This window comes from Brevundimonas sp. UBA5936 (assembly GCA_002430835.1).
In the GTDB taxonomy this organism is placed as follows: Bacteria; Pseudomonadota; Alphaproteobacteria; order Caulobacterales; family Caulobacteraceae; genus Brevundimonas.
The window spans coordinates 1-16,606 of sequence record DJDA01000035.1; the positions used below are offsets into that span (position 1 = coordinate 1).

The window sequence follows — 16,606 nt, forward strand, 5'->3', positions numbered from 1 at the left end:
GGCGGCGGCGGCCTCGGCCCTCAGACGGCGAGCGCGGGCGGTCTCGTCGCGATACTCAGCCTGAAGCCGGGTCAGTTCGGCGTTCGGCTGGGCCGTGCGCTGGCCGGCCGCCGGTCCGGCAAGGACCAGCAGCAGGCAAGAGGAGGTCAGGAGAAGAACGGCCCCGGATCGCATCAGTCGCGATGATAGGGCGAACCGGCCAGGATGGTCACGGCCCGATAGATCTGCTCGGCCAGCATGGCGCGCGCCAGGGCGTGGGGCCAGGTCTGCGGTCCGAACGCCAGGGTCGAGCGCGCGGCGCGGCGCACGCTCTCGTCCAGACCGTCGGCGCCGCCGATGACGAACACCAGCCGCCGCTCGCCCTGATCGCGCAGGGCCGCCACATGGTCGGCGAAGGCGCGCGAGGAATAGGTGCGCCCCCGCTCGTCGCAGGCGATCAGGTGCGCGCCCTCGGCGGCGGCCAGCAGCAGCTCGGCCTCCGGCGCCTTGCCGGGCTTCTTCGGCTCAAGGTCGATGAGTTCGAGGGGCCCCAGACCCAGGGGCCGCCCCGACAGTGTGGCCCGCCGGGCGTAGTCGTCAGCCAGGGCGGCCTCGGGACCGCGGCCCGGCTTGCCGATGGCCGCGATCGCCAGTTTCATGAGGTCAGTCCCGGGCGGGGCCGCCGCGGTGGGCGCTGTCGACCGCCCAGATCTTTTCGATGTTGTAGAAGGTGCGCACTTCCGGGCGGAACAGGTGGACGATGACGTCGCCTGCATCCAGCAGCACCCAGTCGCAGTGCGGCAGGCCCTCGACCTTCACCTTGCCCAGGCCCAGTTCCTTGAACAGGCGCAGCAGGTGGTCGGCGATGGCGCCGACGTGGCGGTGCGAGCGACCCGAAGCCACGATCATGGCGTCGGTCATCGGGCTCTTGCCGCGCAGGTCGATCAGGACGATGTCCTGGGCCTTGTCGTCGTCGAGTTTGGCGAGGATGGCCTTCTCCAGCGCGGTCGCGCCGACCGGCAGAGGCTGGCGCTCGTCGCTACTGGGGCCGTCCTCGGCCTGACCGTCTTCGGAATGGACGGAATCCATCAGGTCCATTTCGTGCGCCGCGTTCGAAACGGCGTCTTGCGCATCGTGCGCGGTCGAGGGGGTCAGCGGAGGGCTCCGAGGCGATTACTAAAAGCCGATGATAGCACGCCTCGTGCAAAACGTCACCCACGCCAGGGACGAGCGCCCCCGCGCCTCCCTTCCGGCCGGCCTTCGGCGAGGGGCGCGCCGTAAAACTGCGTAGACGGATCATGAACCAGGCTCGTGGAGGGGCGCTGCCGTGACCAGGAATGAAGCCGTCGCCAGGCCTGCGCCTGCGCGCGAAAGCAAGGCGGCCGGGGCGTCAGACCGTGCGCCGCCCCACCCCTTCCCCCCGGTGATGGAGCCGCTGACCAGCGTCCGCTTCCTGCTGGCGCTGGGGGTGGTGCTTTTCCACTATCAGCTGATGTGGACCCTGCCGCCCGAGGCCGCCGGCCTGCTGAACCGGGCGCGTCTGGGAGTCGACGTCTTCTTCATCCTGTCGGGCTTCATCCTCGCCCACGTCTATCTGCAGGGCGAAGGCCCGCCGGACTATAGGCGCTTCATCGTCGCGCGGTTCGCCCGCATCTATCCGGCCCACGCCGCCATCATGCTGGGGATGCTGGTCATGGTGCTAGGCGCGGGCCTGGTCGGCGTCAGCCTGGAGCCTGGCCGTTTCAACGCGCCCGACTTCATCCAGTCCGTGCTGCTGACCCAGGCCTGGTTCCCACGCTCCACCATGGTGCTGTGGAACGGCCCCGCCTGGTCCTTGTCCGCCGAGTGGTTCGCCTATCTGATCTTCCCCGTCTACGCCTGGATCGCCTTGCGCCTGAGGGATCGCCCCGTCGTCCTGATCGCCCTGGCGATCGCGCTGTTCGCTGTGTTGGACGCCGGCTACCGCATGGCCTTCGGCGTCATCCTGCCGCGCGCCGAAGACAATCTGGGCGTTCTGAGAATTCTGCCTGAATTCCTGTTCGGCATCGGTCTCTACTTCCTGGGCCAGCGCCTGCGCCTCAGCCCCAGGGCCGCGATCGGCGTCGTGATCCTCGCCAGCCTGGCCATGTTGGCCGCCATGCAGGCCACGCTGGACGACCGGCTGATCGTGGCCCTGGCCGGGCCGCTGATCCTCAGCCTGGCCCTGCTGGCCAAGTCCGGGGCGCGCACCGTCCTGTCGAACCCCGTCTGGCTGTTCGCGGGCGAGGCCTCCTACGCCCTCTACCTGGTCCACATTCCGCTGGTGATGGTCTGGCGCAATGCGATGCAGGCGCTGCTGGGCCTGGACGGCGACTACCGCATGAGCCCGCTCGAACTGGCCGCGTTGCTGGCCCTCACCCTCGCCGCCGCCGCCGTGATCCACATCGCCGTCGAACAGCCTGGCCGCAGGCTCCTGCGTCGCTGGCTCAACCGTCCCGGCGCGCGCGCCGGCGCCCCGCTCACCCAAGGAGAAACCGGATGAACCGTCTGCCCGCCGCCGCCCTGCCCGCCATCCTGGCCGGCTTCATGATCGCCCACGCCCCCGCCGCATCCGCTCACGAGCCCGCCCCCAAGGCCGCACAGTCGGCCAGCGCCGCGCGCTCGGCGCCGCAGGCCGAGGTTCTAGCCGTGCTGCAAGGCTATCGCGCCAGCCTCAGCGCCCTGGACGCTCCGGCCGCCGCCCGCTTCTTCTGGCCGGACTCCCAGGTGTTCGAACAGGGCGGCGTCGAGGGCGACTTCGCCCGCTATCTGGAGCATCACCTGGGGCCGGAGTTGCTGGTCTTCTCGGCCTTCGAGATGATCGACCCGGTCGTGCGCGTCGTCATCGCCGGCGACACGGCCTATGCGACCGAGACCTATCGCTTCCGCATCGCCTTCAAGGACGCCGCCCGCGCCCCGGTCGAGCGGCAAGGCGTCGCCACCAGCGTGCTGGAGCGGCGCAACGGCGAATGGCGCATCCTCAGCTACCACTCGTCTTCGCGGGCGCCGCGCACGGCGCACTGACGGATCAGGCCCGCGCCTTCACCCCGCCGCGCGCGTCGCGCGGATGGCGGTGGAGGAGCGGTGATTCAGCGGCGCCGTCAGATAGGTCCAGGCCGGCGCTTCCAGATTGGGAAGCAGTCCGGCCTGGGCGGCGGGAATGCGATAGCGGGCGAACCGCGCCGCCGCCGGGGCCGTGCGGCTGTCCAACAGGCTGCCCGGCCGCGCGATCACCGCCACCGGCATCAGCCGCATGATGTCGGTCCAGCCGCGCCAGCGATGGAAGCCCGCCAGATTGTCCGATCCCATCAGCCAGACGAAGTGCACGCCCGGATGGCGGGCGACGATGGCGCGCAGGGTGTCGACGGTCCAGCCCGTGCCCGCCCGCGTCTCGAAATCCGAAACGATCATAGCCGGGCCGACGCTCGCCGCCACGGCGCGCGCCGAGGCCATGCGCTCGACCAGCGGCGCGGTCTCGTGGTTGGATTTCAGCGGGTTCTGCGGCGAGACCAGCCAGACCACCCGGTCCAGGTCCAGCCGCTGCATGGCGGTGGCCGCCACATGGGCGTGGCCGTCGTGGGCCGGATTGAACGAGCCGCCGAACAGGCCGACCTTCATCCCCGGCGCCAGGTCCAGCCCGTCGCGCAGGGCGCCTCGGCGAAGACCGGAGCCTTTCGGCGCGGGACCGGCGTGGAAGAAGGACAAGGGCGTCTCTTGCGGCGGCGGCGAACAGATGAGCGCGGCCAACGCCTTATGCTCACCTGCGCCCTAACACGGTCCGAAGCGGCTGTCTCGCTCCGCGAACGGAGCGAGAGACCGCGCTAGAATTCCTTCCAGCTCGAGCCCGGATCGCGCTCGCCCGGCTGGGCCAGCTGCTGGCCCCAGGTGATCATCATGAAGGCCTTGTGGCTGCGGATCTTGTACTGGCCGATCATCGGCGTGACGGCGCCCAGCGGCATCCCCGTGCGGGCGTCGTAGAGGAAGCCCGAGAACTCGGCCACGCCCATGCGGTCGCGGTTGGAGTAGAGCGACAGCTCCGGCAGAGAGACGACGTTCAGGCTCTCGTTGATGGGCACCCGCATGTCGGGAATGCCCACCACCCGGCGCAGTTGGTCCAGCGACAGCGCCCCGGCGCGCACCTCGAAGATGGCGTCGGCCTCGCCGCGCTCGCGCACGATGGCGTAGCCCGCTTCCGACAGGGCGGCGCGGATGGCGCTCAGCGCATAGCGGGCGTTCTCGGCCTGGAAATAGGTCTCATCGACGAAGACGCGCGCGCCCTGCGGGATCGGCAGGGTCAGACCCTCGACCGCGCGGTCGGCGGCGCGGTTGACCAGCAGCATGTCCGTGGCCGTCCGCGCCGGATTGGTCTCCGTCACCGAGGCGCAGGCGCCCAGGCTCAGGACCGCCAGACCCAGGATCAGCCGCGCCGAAACGCTCACCAGGCCCCCACGTTCGGCATGGAAGCCCAGGGCTCGGCCGGGGCCAGGCGCTCGCCCGCCTGCAGCAGCTCGATCGAGATGCCGTCCGGCGAGCGGACGAAGGCCATGTGGCCGTCGCGCGGCGGACGGTTGACGACCACGCCGCCGTCCATCAGCCGCTGGCAGGCGGCGTAGATGTCGTCGACCTGAAACGCCAGATGGCCGAAGTTGCGACCGCCGTCGTAGTCCTGGTCGTCCCAGTTGTAGGTCAGCTCGACCTCGGGCGACTTTTCCGCTTCGGCGCGGGCCTTGTCAGCGGGCGCGGCCAGATAGACCAGGGTGAAGCGCCCGGCCTCGTAATCCGCGCGGCGCGTCTCCTCCAGACCCAGCAGGTCGCGGTAGAAGCGCATCGAAGCGTCCAGATCCTTCACCCGGACCATCGTGTGCAGATAACGCACGGCCGGCCTCAGTGCGCCTCGGGCGGACGGGCCGCCGGATCGAGATATTCGCTCTCGGGGTGCGGATGGTCGGACAGCACGAAGCGGCGGTCGCAATAGCCGCACTCGATGAAGTCGTCCTCGCCCATGTCCATATAGACCAGCGGATGGCCCAGAGCCCCGCCGCCGCCGTCGCAGGCGACGCGCTTGGTCGAGACCACGACTTCTTCGGGCGGAGGAATGACGGCGTCGAGATGGCGGGGAGGCATGATCCGGTCCGGTCTGGAAAGGCTTTGCGCCGTTCCTAGGCGGACCGGACCGTCAGGTCAAACGTCAGAGGGCGCGGCCTTGCGGCCCATCACCTTGTCGAACAGGGCCTTGCGCTTCTTGAACAGGGTCAGGCCCAGGCAGCCCGCCCCGACCCACAGGCCGATCTCGCCGATCACGGCGGCGACCGCGGCGATGATCGCCGCCTGGGCCATCGGCAGATAGTCCAGCTTGCCCGCCAGCAGGGCCAGGGCGAAGCCGGCGTAGCCGACGGCGCAGACGCTCATGGCGGCGAAGCCGATGATGCGGGTGCGGGTCAGGGGTTTGCGGGCGGCGACGGCGGTGGTCATGGCGTGTCCTCGTCTATGAAAGTTGTCTTTATGACAAGCAGCCTAGACATGTCGCTCACACACGTCAAGCACCATTTACATATCGTCTCGCAACCTTGTCCCCCATACGCGCCAGCGGCTTGGCGAACGGCCCCGCGCGCCCTACCTATGCCGTCCGCCCCGCCCTGCCCGAGTTGAAGTCCGCGCCATGACCCAAGAGCCCCGCCTGCCCGTCAACGCCATCGAGGTCAGGGGGCTGAAGAAGACCTACAAGGGCTCGCGCAAGTCGCCGCCGAAGACGGCCCTGCGCGGGGTCGATCTGACGGTGCCGCGCGGCTCGATGTTCGGCCTGCTGGGGCCCAACGGCGCGGGCAAGTCGACCCTGATCAACATCATCGCCGGCGTGGTGAACAAGTCCGAGGGCACGGTCCGCATCTGGGATCGCGACATCGACCATGAGGCGCGCGACGCCCGCTCGGCGCTCGGCGTGGTGCCGCAGGAGATCGTCGCCGACGTCTTCTTCACCCCGCGCGAGGCGCTGGAGGTGCAGGCGGGCTTCTATGGCGTGCCGGCGAACGAGCGGCGCTCGGACGAACTGCTGGCGGCCCTGGGCCTGTCGGACAAGGCCAACGCCTATGTCCGCGCCCTGTCCGGCGGCATGAAGCGGCGCCTGATGGTGGCCAAGGCCCTGGTGCATAACCCGCCGGTCCTGATCCTGGACGAGCCGACGGCGGGCGTGGACGTCGAACTGCGCCGTCAGCTGTGGGAGTACGTCCGCAAGATCAACGAGGAAGGGGTGACGGTGATCCTGACCACCCACTACCTCGAAGAGGCGCAGGAGCTATGCGACACCATCGCCATCATCAACCGGGGCGAGGTCGTGGCCTGCGAGCCGACCGAACAGTTGCTGAAGCGGCTGGACACCCGCAACGTCGTGGTGACGCCCGAGACGGCGCCCGAGACCCTGCCCGCCCTGAACGGCTTTGCGGTCGCCCCGCGCGCCAACGGCGCCTTCGTCGTCACCTATCGGACAGGCGAGTCCAGCGTCGAACAGGTGCTGGCCGCCGTCCGTGCGGCGGGCGTGACCATCAAGGACATCGCCACCGAAGACCCGGACCTGGAAGACGTCTTCCTGGCCATGACCTACGGCGACACGAGCCGCCCCGACCCGACGCAGGACTGAGGGCGCGGGCCTCAAGTCGCCCCCAGGGCGGCAGGCCCCTCAGCAATGCCTCAAACCACCATCACCGTGCCCAGCAGCAGCTTGGCCCCCGGCTTGCCCAGAATGGCGTCGGTGGCGTGCTGCAAGGCGACGACCAGCCATTCCACGTTCGGCGGCGCGTCCGGCAACAGCCGCTCGGCGGCGATGCGGACCACTTCATTGTAGGCGGCGCTGAGGCGCGGCTGGGACTGCTGCGCCCGCTCCATCAGGGCGCCGTCGGCGACATCAAGACCCGTCTCGACCGTCATCACCCCGCGTCGCCCGTCGCGGCGCAGCACGGTGGCCGTGGCGGTCGGCAGGGACAGATAGCCGCCCTTGCCGCCCCCGCTCTTCTCGGGCGAAGCTTGCGCCGCGCCCGCCAGCGCGAGGCCGCCCAGCGCCACACTGCTCAGAGTCAGGCCGATCAGATGACGTCTGTCCATGACGCCACCCTAGACGTGCTCCCTTTCCCGGACGTTGACGCCTAGCCCCCGAGAGGGCGGCGGCGTATGCGAGAAGGCATGAACGCTGTCGATCTGTCCCTCTATCGCCCCAACGTCGGGGTCGTCCTGTTCAATCCGGCCGGTCAGGTCTGGTTCGGCCGCCGCGCCGACACGCCCGAGCCGTGGAACTGGCAGTTCCCTCAGGGCGGCGTCGACGACGGCGAAGACCTGGAAGCCGCCGCCCGCCGCGAACTGCACGAGGAGACGGGGGTGCGCTCCATCGCCCTGCTGGGCCGCACGAGCGAGTGGATTCCCTATGACTTCCCCGAGGGCCTGCCGAGCCCCAAGAGTTGGAAGGGGCTGAAGGGCCAGCGCCAGCAGTGGTTCGCCTTCCGCCTGACCGGCGCCGAGGACGAGATCGACCTGAACGCCCACGGCGAGCCGGAATTCGACGCCTGGCGCTGGGGGCGGCTGGAAGAGGCGCCCGGCCTGATCGTGCCGTTCAAGCGCCCGGTCTATGAGCAGGTGGCGCGGGTGTTCGGGGAATGGGCGCTGTAGGGCTAGCCAGCCTCCTCTTCCCCCGCCTTCTTCCCACGCCGTCATCCTCGGGCTTGACCCGAGGATCCAGTGCGGGGCGCGCTCCACCTGGCCAAGGTTCCGCAGGCGGACGGCTGGATCCTCGGGTCAAGCCCGAGGATGACGGCAGAGTAGGGGAGTAGTGGCGGAATAGAGGAAGGCAGCGCATCACATCGCGCACGAAAAAGGCCCCCCGCCGGAGCGAGGGGCCTTTGATCGTTTCAGCCTTGCCAACCTTTAGTTCGCGACGAGCTCCGAAGCCTCTTCGGCCAGGATGGTCAGGCCTTCGCCGTTGACGTCGGCGAAGCCCCCCTTGACCTCGAAGCGGCGGCGCTGGGCGCCGTCATAGACCGTCACCACGCCTTCGCGCAGGGTGGTCATGAAGGGCGCGTGGCCCGGCAGGACGCCGAAGTCGCCCTCGACGCCCGGCGCATCGACCTGATCGACCGAACCGGCGAAGACTTCGCGTTCCGGGGCGACGAGGGAGAAGTTCAGCTTACCGGCCATGACTTAGGCTTCCGCAGCCATCTTGGCGGCCTTCTCGACCGCTTCTTCGATGGCGCCGACCATGTAGAAGGCGGCTTCCGGCAGGTGGTCGTATTCGCCGTCGCAGATCGCCTTGAACGAGCGGATGGTGTCGGCCAGTTCGACGAACTTGCCCGGCGAGCCGGTGAACTGCTCAGCCACGAAGAAGGGCTGCGACAGGAAGCGCTGGATCTTGCGGGCGCGCGACACGATCAGCTTGTCGTCTTCCGACAGCTCGTCCATGCCCAGGATGGCGATGATGTCCTTCAGCGCCTTGTACTGCTGCAGGGTTTCCTGCACGCGGCGGGCGACGCGGTAGTGCTCTTCGCCGATGACCAGCGGGTCCATGATCCGCGAGGTGGAGTCCAGCGGGTCCACGGCCGGGAAGATGGCCTGGGCGGCGATGTCGCGGTTCAGAACCGTGGTCGCGTCCAAGTGGGCGAACGAGGCGGCGGGCGCCGGGTCGGTCAGGTCGTCGGCGGGAACGTAGATGGCCTGGATCGAGGTGATCGAGCCCTTCTGCGTCGAGGTGATGCGCTCCTGCAGGTTGCCCATCTCGGTGGCCAGCGTCGGCTGATAGCCCACGGCCGACGGGATGCGGCCCAGCAGAGCCGACATTTCCGAACCGGCCTGCGTGAAGCGGAAGATGTTGTCGATGAACAGCAGGACGTCCTTGCCCTCTTCATCGCGGAAGTATTCGGCCTGGGCCAGGCCGGTCAGGGCCACGCGGGCGCGGGCGCCGGGGGGCTCGTTCATCTGGCCGTAAACCAGGGCGCATTTGGAGCCTTCGCCGCCGCCGGCGACGTTCACGTTCGACTCGATCATCTCGTGATACAGGTCGTTGCCTTCGCGGGTGCGTTCGCCCACGCCGGCCAGAACCGAATAACCGCCGTAAGCCTTGGCGATGTTGTTGATCAGTTCCTGCATGGTGACGGTCTTGCCGACGCCGGCGCCGCCGAACAGGCCGGTCTTGCCGCCCTTGGTGTAGGGGCAGATCAGGTCGATGACCTTGATGCCCGTGACCAGGATTTCCGACGAGGTCGACTGCTCTTCGAACGAAGGCGCCTCGCGGTGGATCGGGCGGAACTCGGTGGTCTTGATCGGACCGGCTTCGTCGATCGGCTGGCCGACGACGTTCATGATGCGGCCCAGGGTGCCCGGACCGACCGGCGCCATGATCGACTTGCCGGTGTCGACGACAGCCTGGCCGCGCGTCAGACCTTCGGTCGTGTCCATGGCGATGGTGCGGACCATGTTCTCACCCAGGTGCTGGGCGACTTCCAGAACCAGAGTGAAGGGCTCGCCCGTCTTCTGGTCGACGTTCTGGGTTTCCAGAGCGTTCAGGATGCCCGGCAGGTGGCCGTCGAACTCAACGTCGACGACGGCGCCGATGACCTGGGCGATCTTGCCCTGGGCCGTGACGGCGGCGGCGGCCTTCGGAGCGGCGGCCTTCTTAGGTGCGGCCGGCTTTTTGGCGGCGGGTTTCTTCGGGGCGGTGGTGTCGGTCATCGGTGCTTGTCCGTGTCGAATGTCAGCTGTGTCGGGATCAGAGCGCTTCAGCGCCGGCGATGATCTCGATCAGCTCGGTGGTGATCTGAGCCTGGCGGGAACGGTTGTACTGCAGCGTCAGGGCGCTGATGAGATCGCCCGCGTTGCGCGTGGCGTTGTCCATCGCAGCCATCTGGGCGCCGAAGAAGCCGGCCTGGTTTTCCAGAAGGGCGGCCAGGATCTGCGTCGTCAGGTTGCGCGGCAGCAGGGTCTCGAGGATGTCCTCTTCCGACGGCTCATATTCATAGAGCGCGCCGGCGTCGGCCGAGGCGTCCGCGTCGACTTCGGCCGGGGCCAGCTGACGCAGCGACGGGACCTGAGAGATCACCGACTTGAACTGGCTGTAGAAGAGGGTGACCTTGTCGGCCTCGCCCGCCTCGAACTTTTCGGCCAGCAGTTCGGCGATCGGCTGGGCCGAATGCAGACCCACCGTCTTGTGCTCGCTCAGTTCGAAGGTCTTGACGACCTTGTCGCCGAACAGGCGGCTCAGCTGGTCGCGCGACTTGCGGCCGACGGCCACGATCTCGACCGTCTTGCCGTTGGCGATCAGGCTGTTGATGTGGTCGCGCGCAGCGCGGATGACGTTGGTCGAGAAACCGCCCGCCAGGCCCTTGTCGGCCGTGGCGACGACGACCAGATGCTTCTGGTCGGCGCCGGTTCCGGTCATCAGGCGCGGGCCGTCGTCGCCGACGCCGGCCGCCAGGTTGGCGATGACCGAGGCCATCCGCGACGCATAGGGGCGGGCGTTCTCCGCCTGCTCCTGGGCGCGCTTCAGCTTGGCCGCCGCGACCATCTGCATGGCTTTCGTGATCTTCTGCGTCGCTTTGACGCTTCCGATCCGATCGCGCATTTCCTTGAGGCTAGCCATCCGGCTCTGCTCTTCCTTTGACTACAGGGCCGAACGGTTAGGCGAAGGTCTTGGCGAAGGCCGCCAGGATGTCCTTCAGCTCGGCTTCCAGCTCGGGCGTCAGGGCCTTCTTGGTGCGGATGCCGTCCAGCAGCGAGGCGTGGTTGGCGTGAACGCGGGCCAGCAGTTCGCTCTCGAAGCGGCCGACGTCCGAGACGGCGATGCCGTCCAGATAGCCGCGCGTGCCGGCGTAGATCGACACGACCTGCTCTTCGACGGCCAGCGGCGAATACTGCGGCTGCTTCAGCAGCTCGGTCAGGCGGGCGCCGCGCGCCAGCAGCTTCTGGGTCGAGATGTCCAGGTCCGAGCCGAACTTCGCGAAGGCGGCCATTTCACGATACTGGGCCAGTTCGCCCTTAATCGAACCGGCGACCTGCTTCATGGCCTTGATCTGGGCCGAGGAGCCCACGCGCGACACCGAGATGCCGACGTTCACGGCCGGACGGATGCCCTGATAGAACAGGTCCGATTCCAGGAAGATCTGGCCGTCGGTGATCGAGATCACGTTGGTCGGGATGTAGGCCGACACGTCGTTGGCCTGGGTTTCGATGATCGGCAGGGCCGTCAGCGAGCCCGAGCCGTAGTCCTCGTTCAGCTTGGCCGAACGCTCCAGCAGGCGGCTGTGCAGGTAGAAGACGTCGCCCGGATAGGCTTCACGGCCCGGCGGACGGCGCAGCAGCAGCGACATCTGGCGATACGCAACAGCTTGCTTCGACAGATCGTCATAGATGATCAGGCCGTGCATGCCGTTGTCGCGGAAATACTCGCCCATGGCGGTGCCGGCGAACGGAGCCAGGAACTGCAGCGGGGCCGGTTCCGAGGCCGTGGCGGCGACGACGATGGTGTATTCCAGCGCGCCCGACTCTTCGAGGGTCTTGACGATCTGGGCCACGGTCGAGCGCTTTTGGCCGATGGCGACGTAGATGCAGTACAGCTTGGCGGACTCGTCGTCCGACTTGTTGACGGCCTTCTGGTTCAGGATGGTGTCGATGGCGACGGCGGTCTTACCGACCTGACGGTCGCCGATGATCAGCTCGCGCTGGCCGCGGCCGACCGGGATCAGGGTGTCGATGGCCTTCATGCCCGTCTGCATCGGCTCGTGAACCGACTTGCGCGGGATGATGCCGGGGGCCTTCACATCGACGCGGCGACGTTCGGTGAACTGGATCGGGCCCTTGCCGTCGATCGGCTCGCCCAGCGGGTTGACGACGCGGCCCAGCAGGCCCTTGCCGACCGGCACGTCCACGATCTCGCCCAGGCGGCGCACGTCGTCGCCTTCGGCGATGGCGGCGTCAGCGCCGAAGATCACGGCGCCGACGTTGTCGCGTTCCAGGTTCAGAGCCATGCCCTTCACCCCGGCCTTGGTGAACTCGACCATTTCACCGGCCTGAACGTTGTCCAGACCGTGAATGCGCGCGATGCCGTCGCCGACCGACAGCACCTGGCCGACGTCGGAAACGTCGGCTTCCACGCCGAAGTTGGCGATCTGCGACTTGAGGATGGCCGAGATTTCGGCGGCGCGGATATCCATGATTGGCTCTTTCGGCTTTCGTCTTCGGTGCGGGCCCGCTGGCCCGGCTTGATCTGGAATTCGGGGCTTAGGCGCGCTTCAGCGCAAAGGTCATCTGGTCGAGCTTGGTCTTCAGCGAGGCGTCGAACAGCTTCGAGCCCACCTTGACCTTCAGGCCGCCCAGAATCGTCGGATCGACGCGGGCGGTCAGTTCGGGATCGCGACCCAGGGCGGCGCGCAGCTCGGCCTGGATCTTCTTGGTCTGGGCGGCGCTCAGCGCCACGGCCGAAACCACCTCGGCGGCCACGACGCCCGTCTTCTTGGCGTAGAGCGCCTCGAAGCCGGCGATCACGCCCGGCAGGTCCGACGCGCGACCGTTCTGGCCCAGCAGGCCCAGGAAGTTGCGCGTCGTCACATTGAACTTGGCCTTGTCGGCGATGGCGGCCAGGCCCTTGGCCTGATCCGCCGACGCCACGACGGGCGAGGTGGCGAGACGGCGCAGGTCCGCGCTGTCCAGCCAGGCCGCCTTTAGCGCAGCCAGATCGGCGCGCACGGCGTCGAGCGCCCCCGTCTCGTCCGCGAGGTCGAACAGCGCTTGTGCATACCGTCCGCCGACTTCCGTCGTCCTGAAATCGTCCGCCACTTATATTTGGTCCGCGTCTGAAGCGTTTGGATCAAGACCGGCCGCAGTCGCCTGCGCCAGTCAAGGGCCTGAAATGCTTGTAGAAAGCACGCTGGGGACGCATCTTTCGATACGCCCTTCGCTAAAGCCGCGCGGCTGATACCATGCAAGGCCTCGCCTCGCAACCGAGGGGCGCGGAACGATAACGCCGCACCCGCGCTCTCTTTGGTCGAATAGGACCGGTCAAGCTGGGTTCGACAGGAGGGCCTGCGACGACGACGACGCCATCCGACGCTTGATGCGCGCTCACGCTCCCGTTACCGAAAAACTTCCAACACCCTTCAGGAACCCCGATGCTCGAAAGCATAACCCCGCTGTTGACCGATCCCGCCGCCTGGGCGGCCCTTGTGACCCTCGTGGTCATGGAGGTGGTGCTGGGGATCGACAACCTGATCTTCATCTCGATCCTCTCGAACAAGCTCCCGCCCGAGCACCGCCAGCGCACGCGCCGGATCGGCATCGGCCTGGCGTTGATCATGCGCCTGGGCCTTCTGGCCACCATCGGCTGGATCGTCGGCCTGACCCAGCCGGTCTTCGACCTGGGCTTCCACGGCGAGACCTTCGACACCGCCTTCTCCTGGCGCGATCTGATCCTGATCGCCGGCGGCCTCTTCCTGGTCTGGAAGGCCACCAAGGAGATCCACCACGCCGTCGACGTCACCCCGTCGAACGACATGCTGGAGAAGGACAAGAAGGACGTCGTCATCAACAACGTCGGTTCGGCCATCTTCCAGATCATCCTGCTGGACCTGGTGTTCTCGGTGGACTCCATCCTGACCGCCGTGGGCATGACCGATCACATCCCGATCATGATGATCGCGGTCATCATCGCCGTGACCGTCATGCTGCTGGCCGCCGATCCGCTGGCCAACTTCATCGACAAGAACCCGACCGTGGTCATGCTGGCCCTGGGCTTCCTGCTGATGATCGGCGCCGTGCTGATCGCCGACGGCTTCGGCGTCCACGTGCCCAAGGGCTACATCTACGCCGCCATGGCCTTCTCGGCCCTGGTCGAGGGCCTAAACATGTGGTCGCGCAACGCCCAGATCAGAAAGAACCAGGCCGAGGAAGCCGCTCAGGCCGCCCTCAACAAGGCCGAAACCGCCGAGCCCGGCGTCTAAACGTGCGTATCGGGCCGGTCCTGGCGATGCTTCTGCTGGCGCTTCCCGCGTCAGCGGCGGCGCAAGCGCCGGGGCCGGCCCCTTCTTCTTCCCCTCAGCCCGCACCGGCTCGCGTTCCGGTCTACGGCTATGAGGTGGTGCGAACCTTCCCCCACGACCCGACCGCCTTCACCCAGGGGCTGGTCATTCGCGACGGCGTGCTGATCGAGAGCACCGGCCGCAACCCTTCCAGCGTGCGCCGCGTGCGGCTGGAGGACGGCGTCGTGCTGCAGAAGCGCGATCTCGATCCTGAATATTTCGGCGAAGGCCTGACCGAGAACGACGGCCGCGTCTTCTCCCTGTCCTGGATCAACGGCGTCGGCTTCATCTGGGATGCGGACGACCTGAAGCCCGTCTCCCGCTTCGCCTATGCGGGCGAAGGCTGGGGGCTGACGCACGACGGGACGCGCCTGATCCTGTCGGACGGATCGGCGGCCCTGCGCTTCCTCGATCCCGACACCCAGGCCGAGACCGGCCGCGTCTCCGTCACCCTGAACGGCCGCCCGGTGCGCCAGTTGAACGAACTGGAATGGATCGACGGCGAGGTCTGGGCCAACGTCTGGCAGACCGACTACATCGTCCGCATCGACCCAGAGTCCGGCCGCGTGGTCGGCGTCATCGACCTCAGCGGCCTGCTGCCCAAGGATCAGGTGAAGGATCCGGTCGACGACGTGCTGAACGGCATCGCCTGGGACGCGCAGAACCGCCGCCTGTTCGTCACCGGCAAGAACTGGCCCAGCCTGTTCGAGATCCGGCTGACCGGGCCGCGGTAGGGCGAGCGCCCTCCTCCCTCGCCGCCTCGCCCCTTTCAGCCGTCATCCTCGGGCTTGACCCGAGGATCCAGCAAACGCCACGTCATTCATCACGACCGCCGCGCAGGGACTTCGCGCATCCATGTTTGAGCGTCGAGGGACTGGATCCTCGGGTCAAGCCCGAGGATGACGGCGGGACAAGGCCTGGGCCTGCGCTCAAGCAGCGAGCCGCCGCGCGGCGAGCGATAGCGCCTCATAAAAAGCGCCCTACAAAAAGCTGTACGGATCCACGTCCACCGTCAGCCGCACCGACGCCGGAACCTTCACCCGCGCCAGCCAGGCGCGCAGGAAGGCCTGCAGGTTCACGTCCCGATCGGCCCGCACCAGCAGCCGCTTCCTCCGCCGCCCGCGCACCAGCGCCAGCGGCGCGTCGGCGGGGCCGTAGACCTCCAACCGCTCGGCGTTGGGGATGGCCTCGGCCAGGTCGCGGGCGACCTTCTCGACCGCCATGGCGTTCTCGCTGGACAGGATCAGCGCCGCCAGACGGCCGTGCGGCGGCAGGGAGGCCGCCTCGCGCTCGGCCATCTCCGCCTCGACGAAGGCGTCGCGGTCGCCCGCCGCCAGCGCCTGCAACACCGGATGCTCGGGCGTCCAGGTCTGCAGCAGGGCGCGGCCCGGCCGATCCGCCCGCCCCGCCCGGCCCGTGGCCTGGGCCAGCAGCTGATAGGTCCGCTCGGCCGCGCGCAGGTCGCCGCCGCGCAGGCCCAAGTCCGCATCCACCACGCCCACGAGCGTCAGGCGCGGGAAGTTGTGGCCTTTCGCCGCAGCCTGCGTGGCGACCAGGATGTCGATCTCGCCGTCGGCCATGGATTGTATGAGGGCGCGGGCCGACTTGCCGTCCGGCACGGTATCCGAGCTGAACACGGCGGTGCGCGCCTGAGGGAAAAGCTGGCGCACCTCCTCCTCGACCCGCTCGACCCCCGGCCCCACGGGGACCAGCGAATCCTCGGCCCCGCATGACGGACAGGCCTTGGGCTTGGGCATGGAGAAGCCCGTCAGGTGGCAGACCAGCCGCCCGGTGTAGCGATGCTCGACCAGCCATGAATCCGTGTCTGGCGCCGTCAGCCGGTGCCCGCACGACCGGCACAGCACCACCGGCGCATAGCCGCGCCGATTGAGGAACAGCAGGCTCTGTTCGCCCCGCGCCAGGGTCTCGCCGATGGCTTCGCGTAAAGGTGCAGACAGCCAGGTCTGCGGGTCGGGCGGACATTCGCGCAGGTCGATCAGGCCGATCTCGGGCAGGACCGCCGCGCCGTGCCGCGCCGCCAGCTTCAGCCAGCGATACCGCCCCTGATGGGCGTTCCACAGCGTCTCCAGCGACGGAGTGGCCGAGGCCAGCACCACCGCCGCCCCCTCGATCCGCGCCCGCGCCACGGCCAGGTCGCGGCCGTGATAGACCAGCCCCTCTTCCTGCTTGAACGAGCCGTCGTGCTCCTCGTCCACCACGATCAGGCGCAGGTTGGCGTAGGGCAGGAACAGGGCCGAGCGCGCGCCGACCACGATGTTGCAGCGCCCGGCGACCACCGCCTCCCACGCCTGTCGACGGCGCGGCGGGGCGACGCCGGAATGCCACTCGGCCGGGGCGACGCCGAAGCGGGCGGTGATGCGCTCGATCACCGCCTGGGTCAGGGCGATCTCCGGCAGCAGGATCAGCACCTGCGCCGTCGGATCGGCCCGCAACGCCCGCGCCGCCGCCTCCAGATAGGCCTCCGTCTTGCCCGAGCCCGTCACCCCGTCCAGCAGGAAGGGCGCGAAGCCGCCCGCCGCTGTCGCCTCGGCGATGGCCGCCGCCGA

At 68.3% G+C, this 16,606-nt stretch carries 20 protein-coding genes; 6 read left to right on the plus strand and 14 right to left on the minus strand.

Features of this window, described 5'->3' with window-relative positions; translation table 11 throughout:
* Window positions 1-173: 173 nt before the first annotated feature.
* Entirely contained in the window at window positions 174-638 is a 465-nt protein-coding gene (rlmH, locus tag B2Y21_RS03355) for a 23S rRNA (pseudouridine(1915)-N(3))-methyltransferase RlmH (protein WP_003166290.1), read from the minus strand.
* Window positions 639-642: 4 nt separating this feature from the next.
* Complete coding sequence (gene rsfS, locus B2Y21_RS03360) at window positions 643-1,077, minus strand: ribosome silencing factor (protein WP_292056953.1); 435 nt, start codon at window positions 1,075-1,077, stop codon at window positions 643-645.
* 229 nt (window positions 1,078-1,306) lie between these two features.
* Here rsfS and B2Y21_RS03365 point away from each other — a divergent pair, with 229 nt between their 5' ends.
* Together B2Y21_RS03365 and B2Y21_RS03370 are read left to right on the plus strand one after the other, a co-directional pair.
* Window positions 1,307-2,500 carry an acyltransferase family protein gene (locus tag B2Y21_RS03365; RefSeq protein WP_292056956.1) on the plus strand — a complete coding sequence of 398 codons (1,194 nt, stop codon included), beginning with the start codon at window positions 1,307-1,309 and terminating at the stop codon, window positions 2,498-2,500.
* The gene (locus B2Y21_RS03370; protein ID WP_292056957.1) at window positions 2,497-3,021 is read left to right on the plus strand and encodes a YybH family protein; all 525 of its coding nucleotides are present in this window, start codon (window positions 2,497-2,499) and stop codon (window positions 3,019-3,021) included. The genes B2Y21_RS03365 and B2Y21_RS03370 overlap by 4 nt, the downstream gene beginning before the upstream one ends.
* Window positions 3,022-3,039: 18 nt before the next feature.
* On the opposite strand, the gene B2Y21_RS03375 is transcribed toward B2Y21_RS03370, so the two are convergent.
* The 5 genes from B2Y21_RS03375 to B2Y21_RS03395 all read right to left on the minus strand — a co-directional run bounded on the left by B2Y21_RS03375 (window position 3,040) and on the right by B2Y21_RS03395 (window position 5,469).
* Window positions 3,040-3,702, minus strand: a complete 663-nt coding sequence (locus B2Y21_RS03375; protein WP_292056958.1) for a nicotinate-nucleotide adenylyltransferase — start codon at window positions 3,700-3,702, stop codon at window positions 3,040-3,042.
* A gap of 116 nt (window positions 3,703-3,818) precedes the next feature.
* Window positions 3,819-4,436: a DUF6655 family protein gene (locus B2Y21_RS03380; protein ID WP_125900381.1), complete on the minus strand. Its 618-nt coding sequence runs from the start codon at window positions 4,434-4,436 to the stop codon at window positions 3,819-3,821.
* A complete protein-coding gene (locus B2Y21_RS03385; RefSeq protein ID WP_125900380.1) occupies window positions 4,433-4,873 on the minus strand; it encodes a VOC family protein in 441 nt (146 codons plus the stop codon). The genes B2Y21_RS03380 and B2Y21_RS03385 overlap by 4 nt, the downstream gene beginning before the upstream one ends.
* Window positions 4,874-4,881: 8 nt before the next feature.
* Entirely contained in the window at window positions 4,882-5,121 is a 240-nt protein-coding gene (locus tag B2Y21_RS03390) for a zinc-finger domain-containing protein (RefSeq protein ID WP_125900379.1), read from the minus strand.
* A 57-nt stretch (window positions 5,122-5,178) separates the two neighbouring features.
* A complete protein-coding gene (locus tag B2Y21_RS03395) occupies window positions 5,179-5,469 on the minus strand; it encodes a hypothetical protein (RefSeq protein ID WP_292056960.1) in 291 nt (96 codons plus the stop codon).
* 187 nt (window positions 5,470-5,656) lie between these two features.
* Between B2Y21_RS03395 and B2Y21_RS03400 the strand changes: the two genes are divergently transcribed.
* Complete coding sequence (locus B2Y21_RS03400; RefSeq protein WP_088410581.1) at window positions 5,657-6,631, plus strand: ABC transporter ATP-binding protein; 975 nt, start codon at window positions 5,657-5,659, stop codon at window positions 6,629-6,631.
* 50 nt (window positions 6,632-6,681) lie between these two features.
* On the opposite strand, the gene B2Y21_RS03405 is transcribed toward B2Y21_RS03400, so the two are convergent.
* Window positions 6,682-7,092 (minus strand): Tat pathway signal protein, encoded by a 411-nt coding sequence (locus tag B2Y21_RS03405; RefSeq protein ID WP_292056963.1) that lies wholly within the window; start codon window positions 7,090-7,092, stop codon window positions 6,682-6,684.
* Between the two features lie 78 nt (window positions 7,093-7,170).
* Here B2Y21_RS03405 and B2Y21_RS03410 point away from each other — a divergent pair, with 78 nt between their 5' ends.
* On the plus strand, window positions 7,171-7,650 hold the full coding sequence (locus B2Y21_RS03410) for an RNA pyrophosphohydrolase (RefSeq protein WP_292056965.1): 480 nt from the start codon (window positions 7,171-7,173) through the stop codon (window positions 7,648-7,650).
* Window positions 7,651-7,905: 255 nt separating this feature from the next.
* Here B2Y21_RS03410 and B2Y21_RS03415 read toward each other — a convergent pair whose 3' ends face one another.
* From B2Y21_RS03415 to B2Y21_RS03435, 5 genes are all read right to left on the minus strand, one after another.
* Window positions 7,906-8,175: an ATP synthase F1 subunit epsilon gene (locus B2Y21_RS03415; RefSeq protein ID WP_003166300.1), complete on the minus strand. Its 270-nt coding sequence runs from the start codon at window positions 8,173-8,175 to the stop codon at window positions 7,906-7,908.
* A gap of 3 nt (window positions 8,176-8,178) precedes the next feature.
* A complete protein-coding gene (gene atpD, locus B2Y21_RS03420; RefSeq protein ID WP_128114901.1) occupies window positions 8,179-9,702 on the minus strand; it encodes a F0F1 ATP synthase subunit beta in 1,524 nt (507 codons plus the stop codon).
* 37 nt (window positions 9,703-9,739) lie between these two features.
* Window positions 9,740-10,609, minus strand: a complete 870-nt coding sequence (locus B2Y21_RS03425; RefSeq protein ID WP_292056969.1) for a F0F1 ATP synthase subunit gamma — start codon at window positions 10,607-10,609, stop codon at window positions 9,740-9,742.
* A gap of 37 nt (window positions 10,610-10,646) precedes the next feature.
* Window positions 10,647-12,179 carry a F0F1 ATP synthase subunit alpha gene (gene atpA / locus B2Y21_RS03430; protein ID WP_125900372.1) on the minus strand — a complete coding sequence of 511 codons (1,533 nt, stop codon included), beginning with the start codon at window positions 12,177-12,179 and terminating at the stop codon, window positions 10,647-10,649.
* A 67-nt stretch (window positions 12,180-12,246) separates the two neighbouring features.
* Window positions 12,247-12,801, minus strand: a complete 555-nt coding sequence (locus tag B2Y21_RS03435; protein ID WP_200166320.1) for a F0F1 ATP synthase subunit delta — start codon at window positions 12,799-12,801, stop codon at window positions 12,247-12,249.
* Window positions 12,802-13,133: 332 nt separating this feature from the next.
* On the opposite strand from B2Y21_RS03435, the gene B2Y21_RS03440 reads away from it, so the two are divergent.
* Together B2Y21_RS03440 and B2Y21_RS03445 are read left to right on the plus strand one after the other, a co-directional pair.
* Window positions 13,134-13,961, plus strand: a complete 828-nt coding sequence (locus tag B2Y21_RS03440; RefSeq protein WP_125900370.1) for a TerC family protein — start codon at window positions 13,134-13,136, stop codon at window positions 13,959-13,961.
* A gap of 26 nt (window positions 13,962-13,987) precedes the next feature.
* A complete protein-coding gene (locus tag B2Y21_RS03445; RefSeq protein ID WP_414632851.1) occupies window positions 13,988-14,773 on the plus strand; it encodes a glutaminyl-peptide cyclotransferase in 786 nt (261 codons plus the stop codon).
* A 246-nt stretch (window positions 14,774-15,019) separates the two neighbouring features.
* Here the strand turns inward: B2Y21_RS03445 and priA are convergent.
* Window positions 15,020-16,606 (minus strand): replication restart helicase PriA (gene priA / locus B2Y21_RS03450; protein ID WP_292056975.1); only part of this gene is annotated, 1,587 nt, incomplete at its 5' end.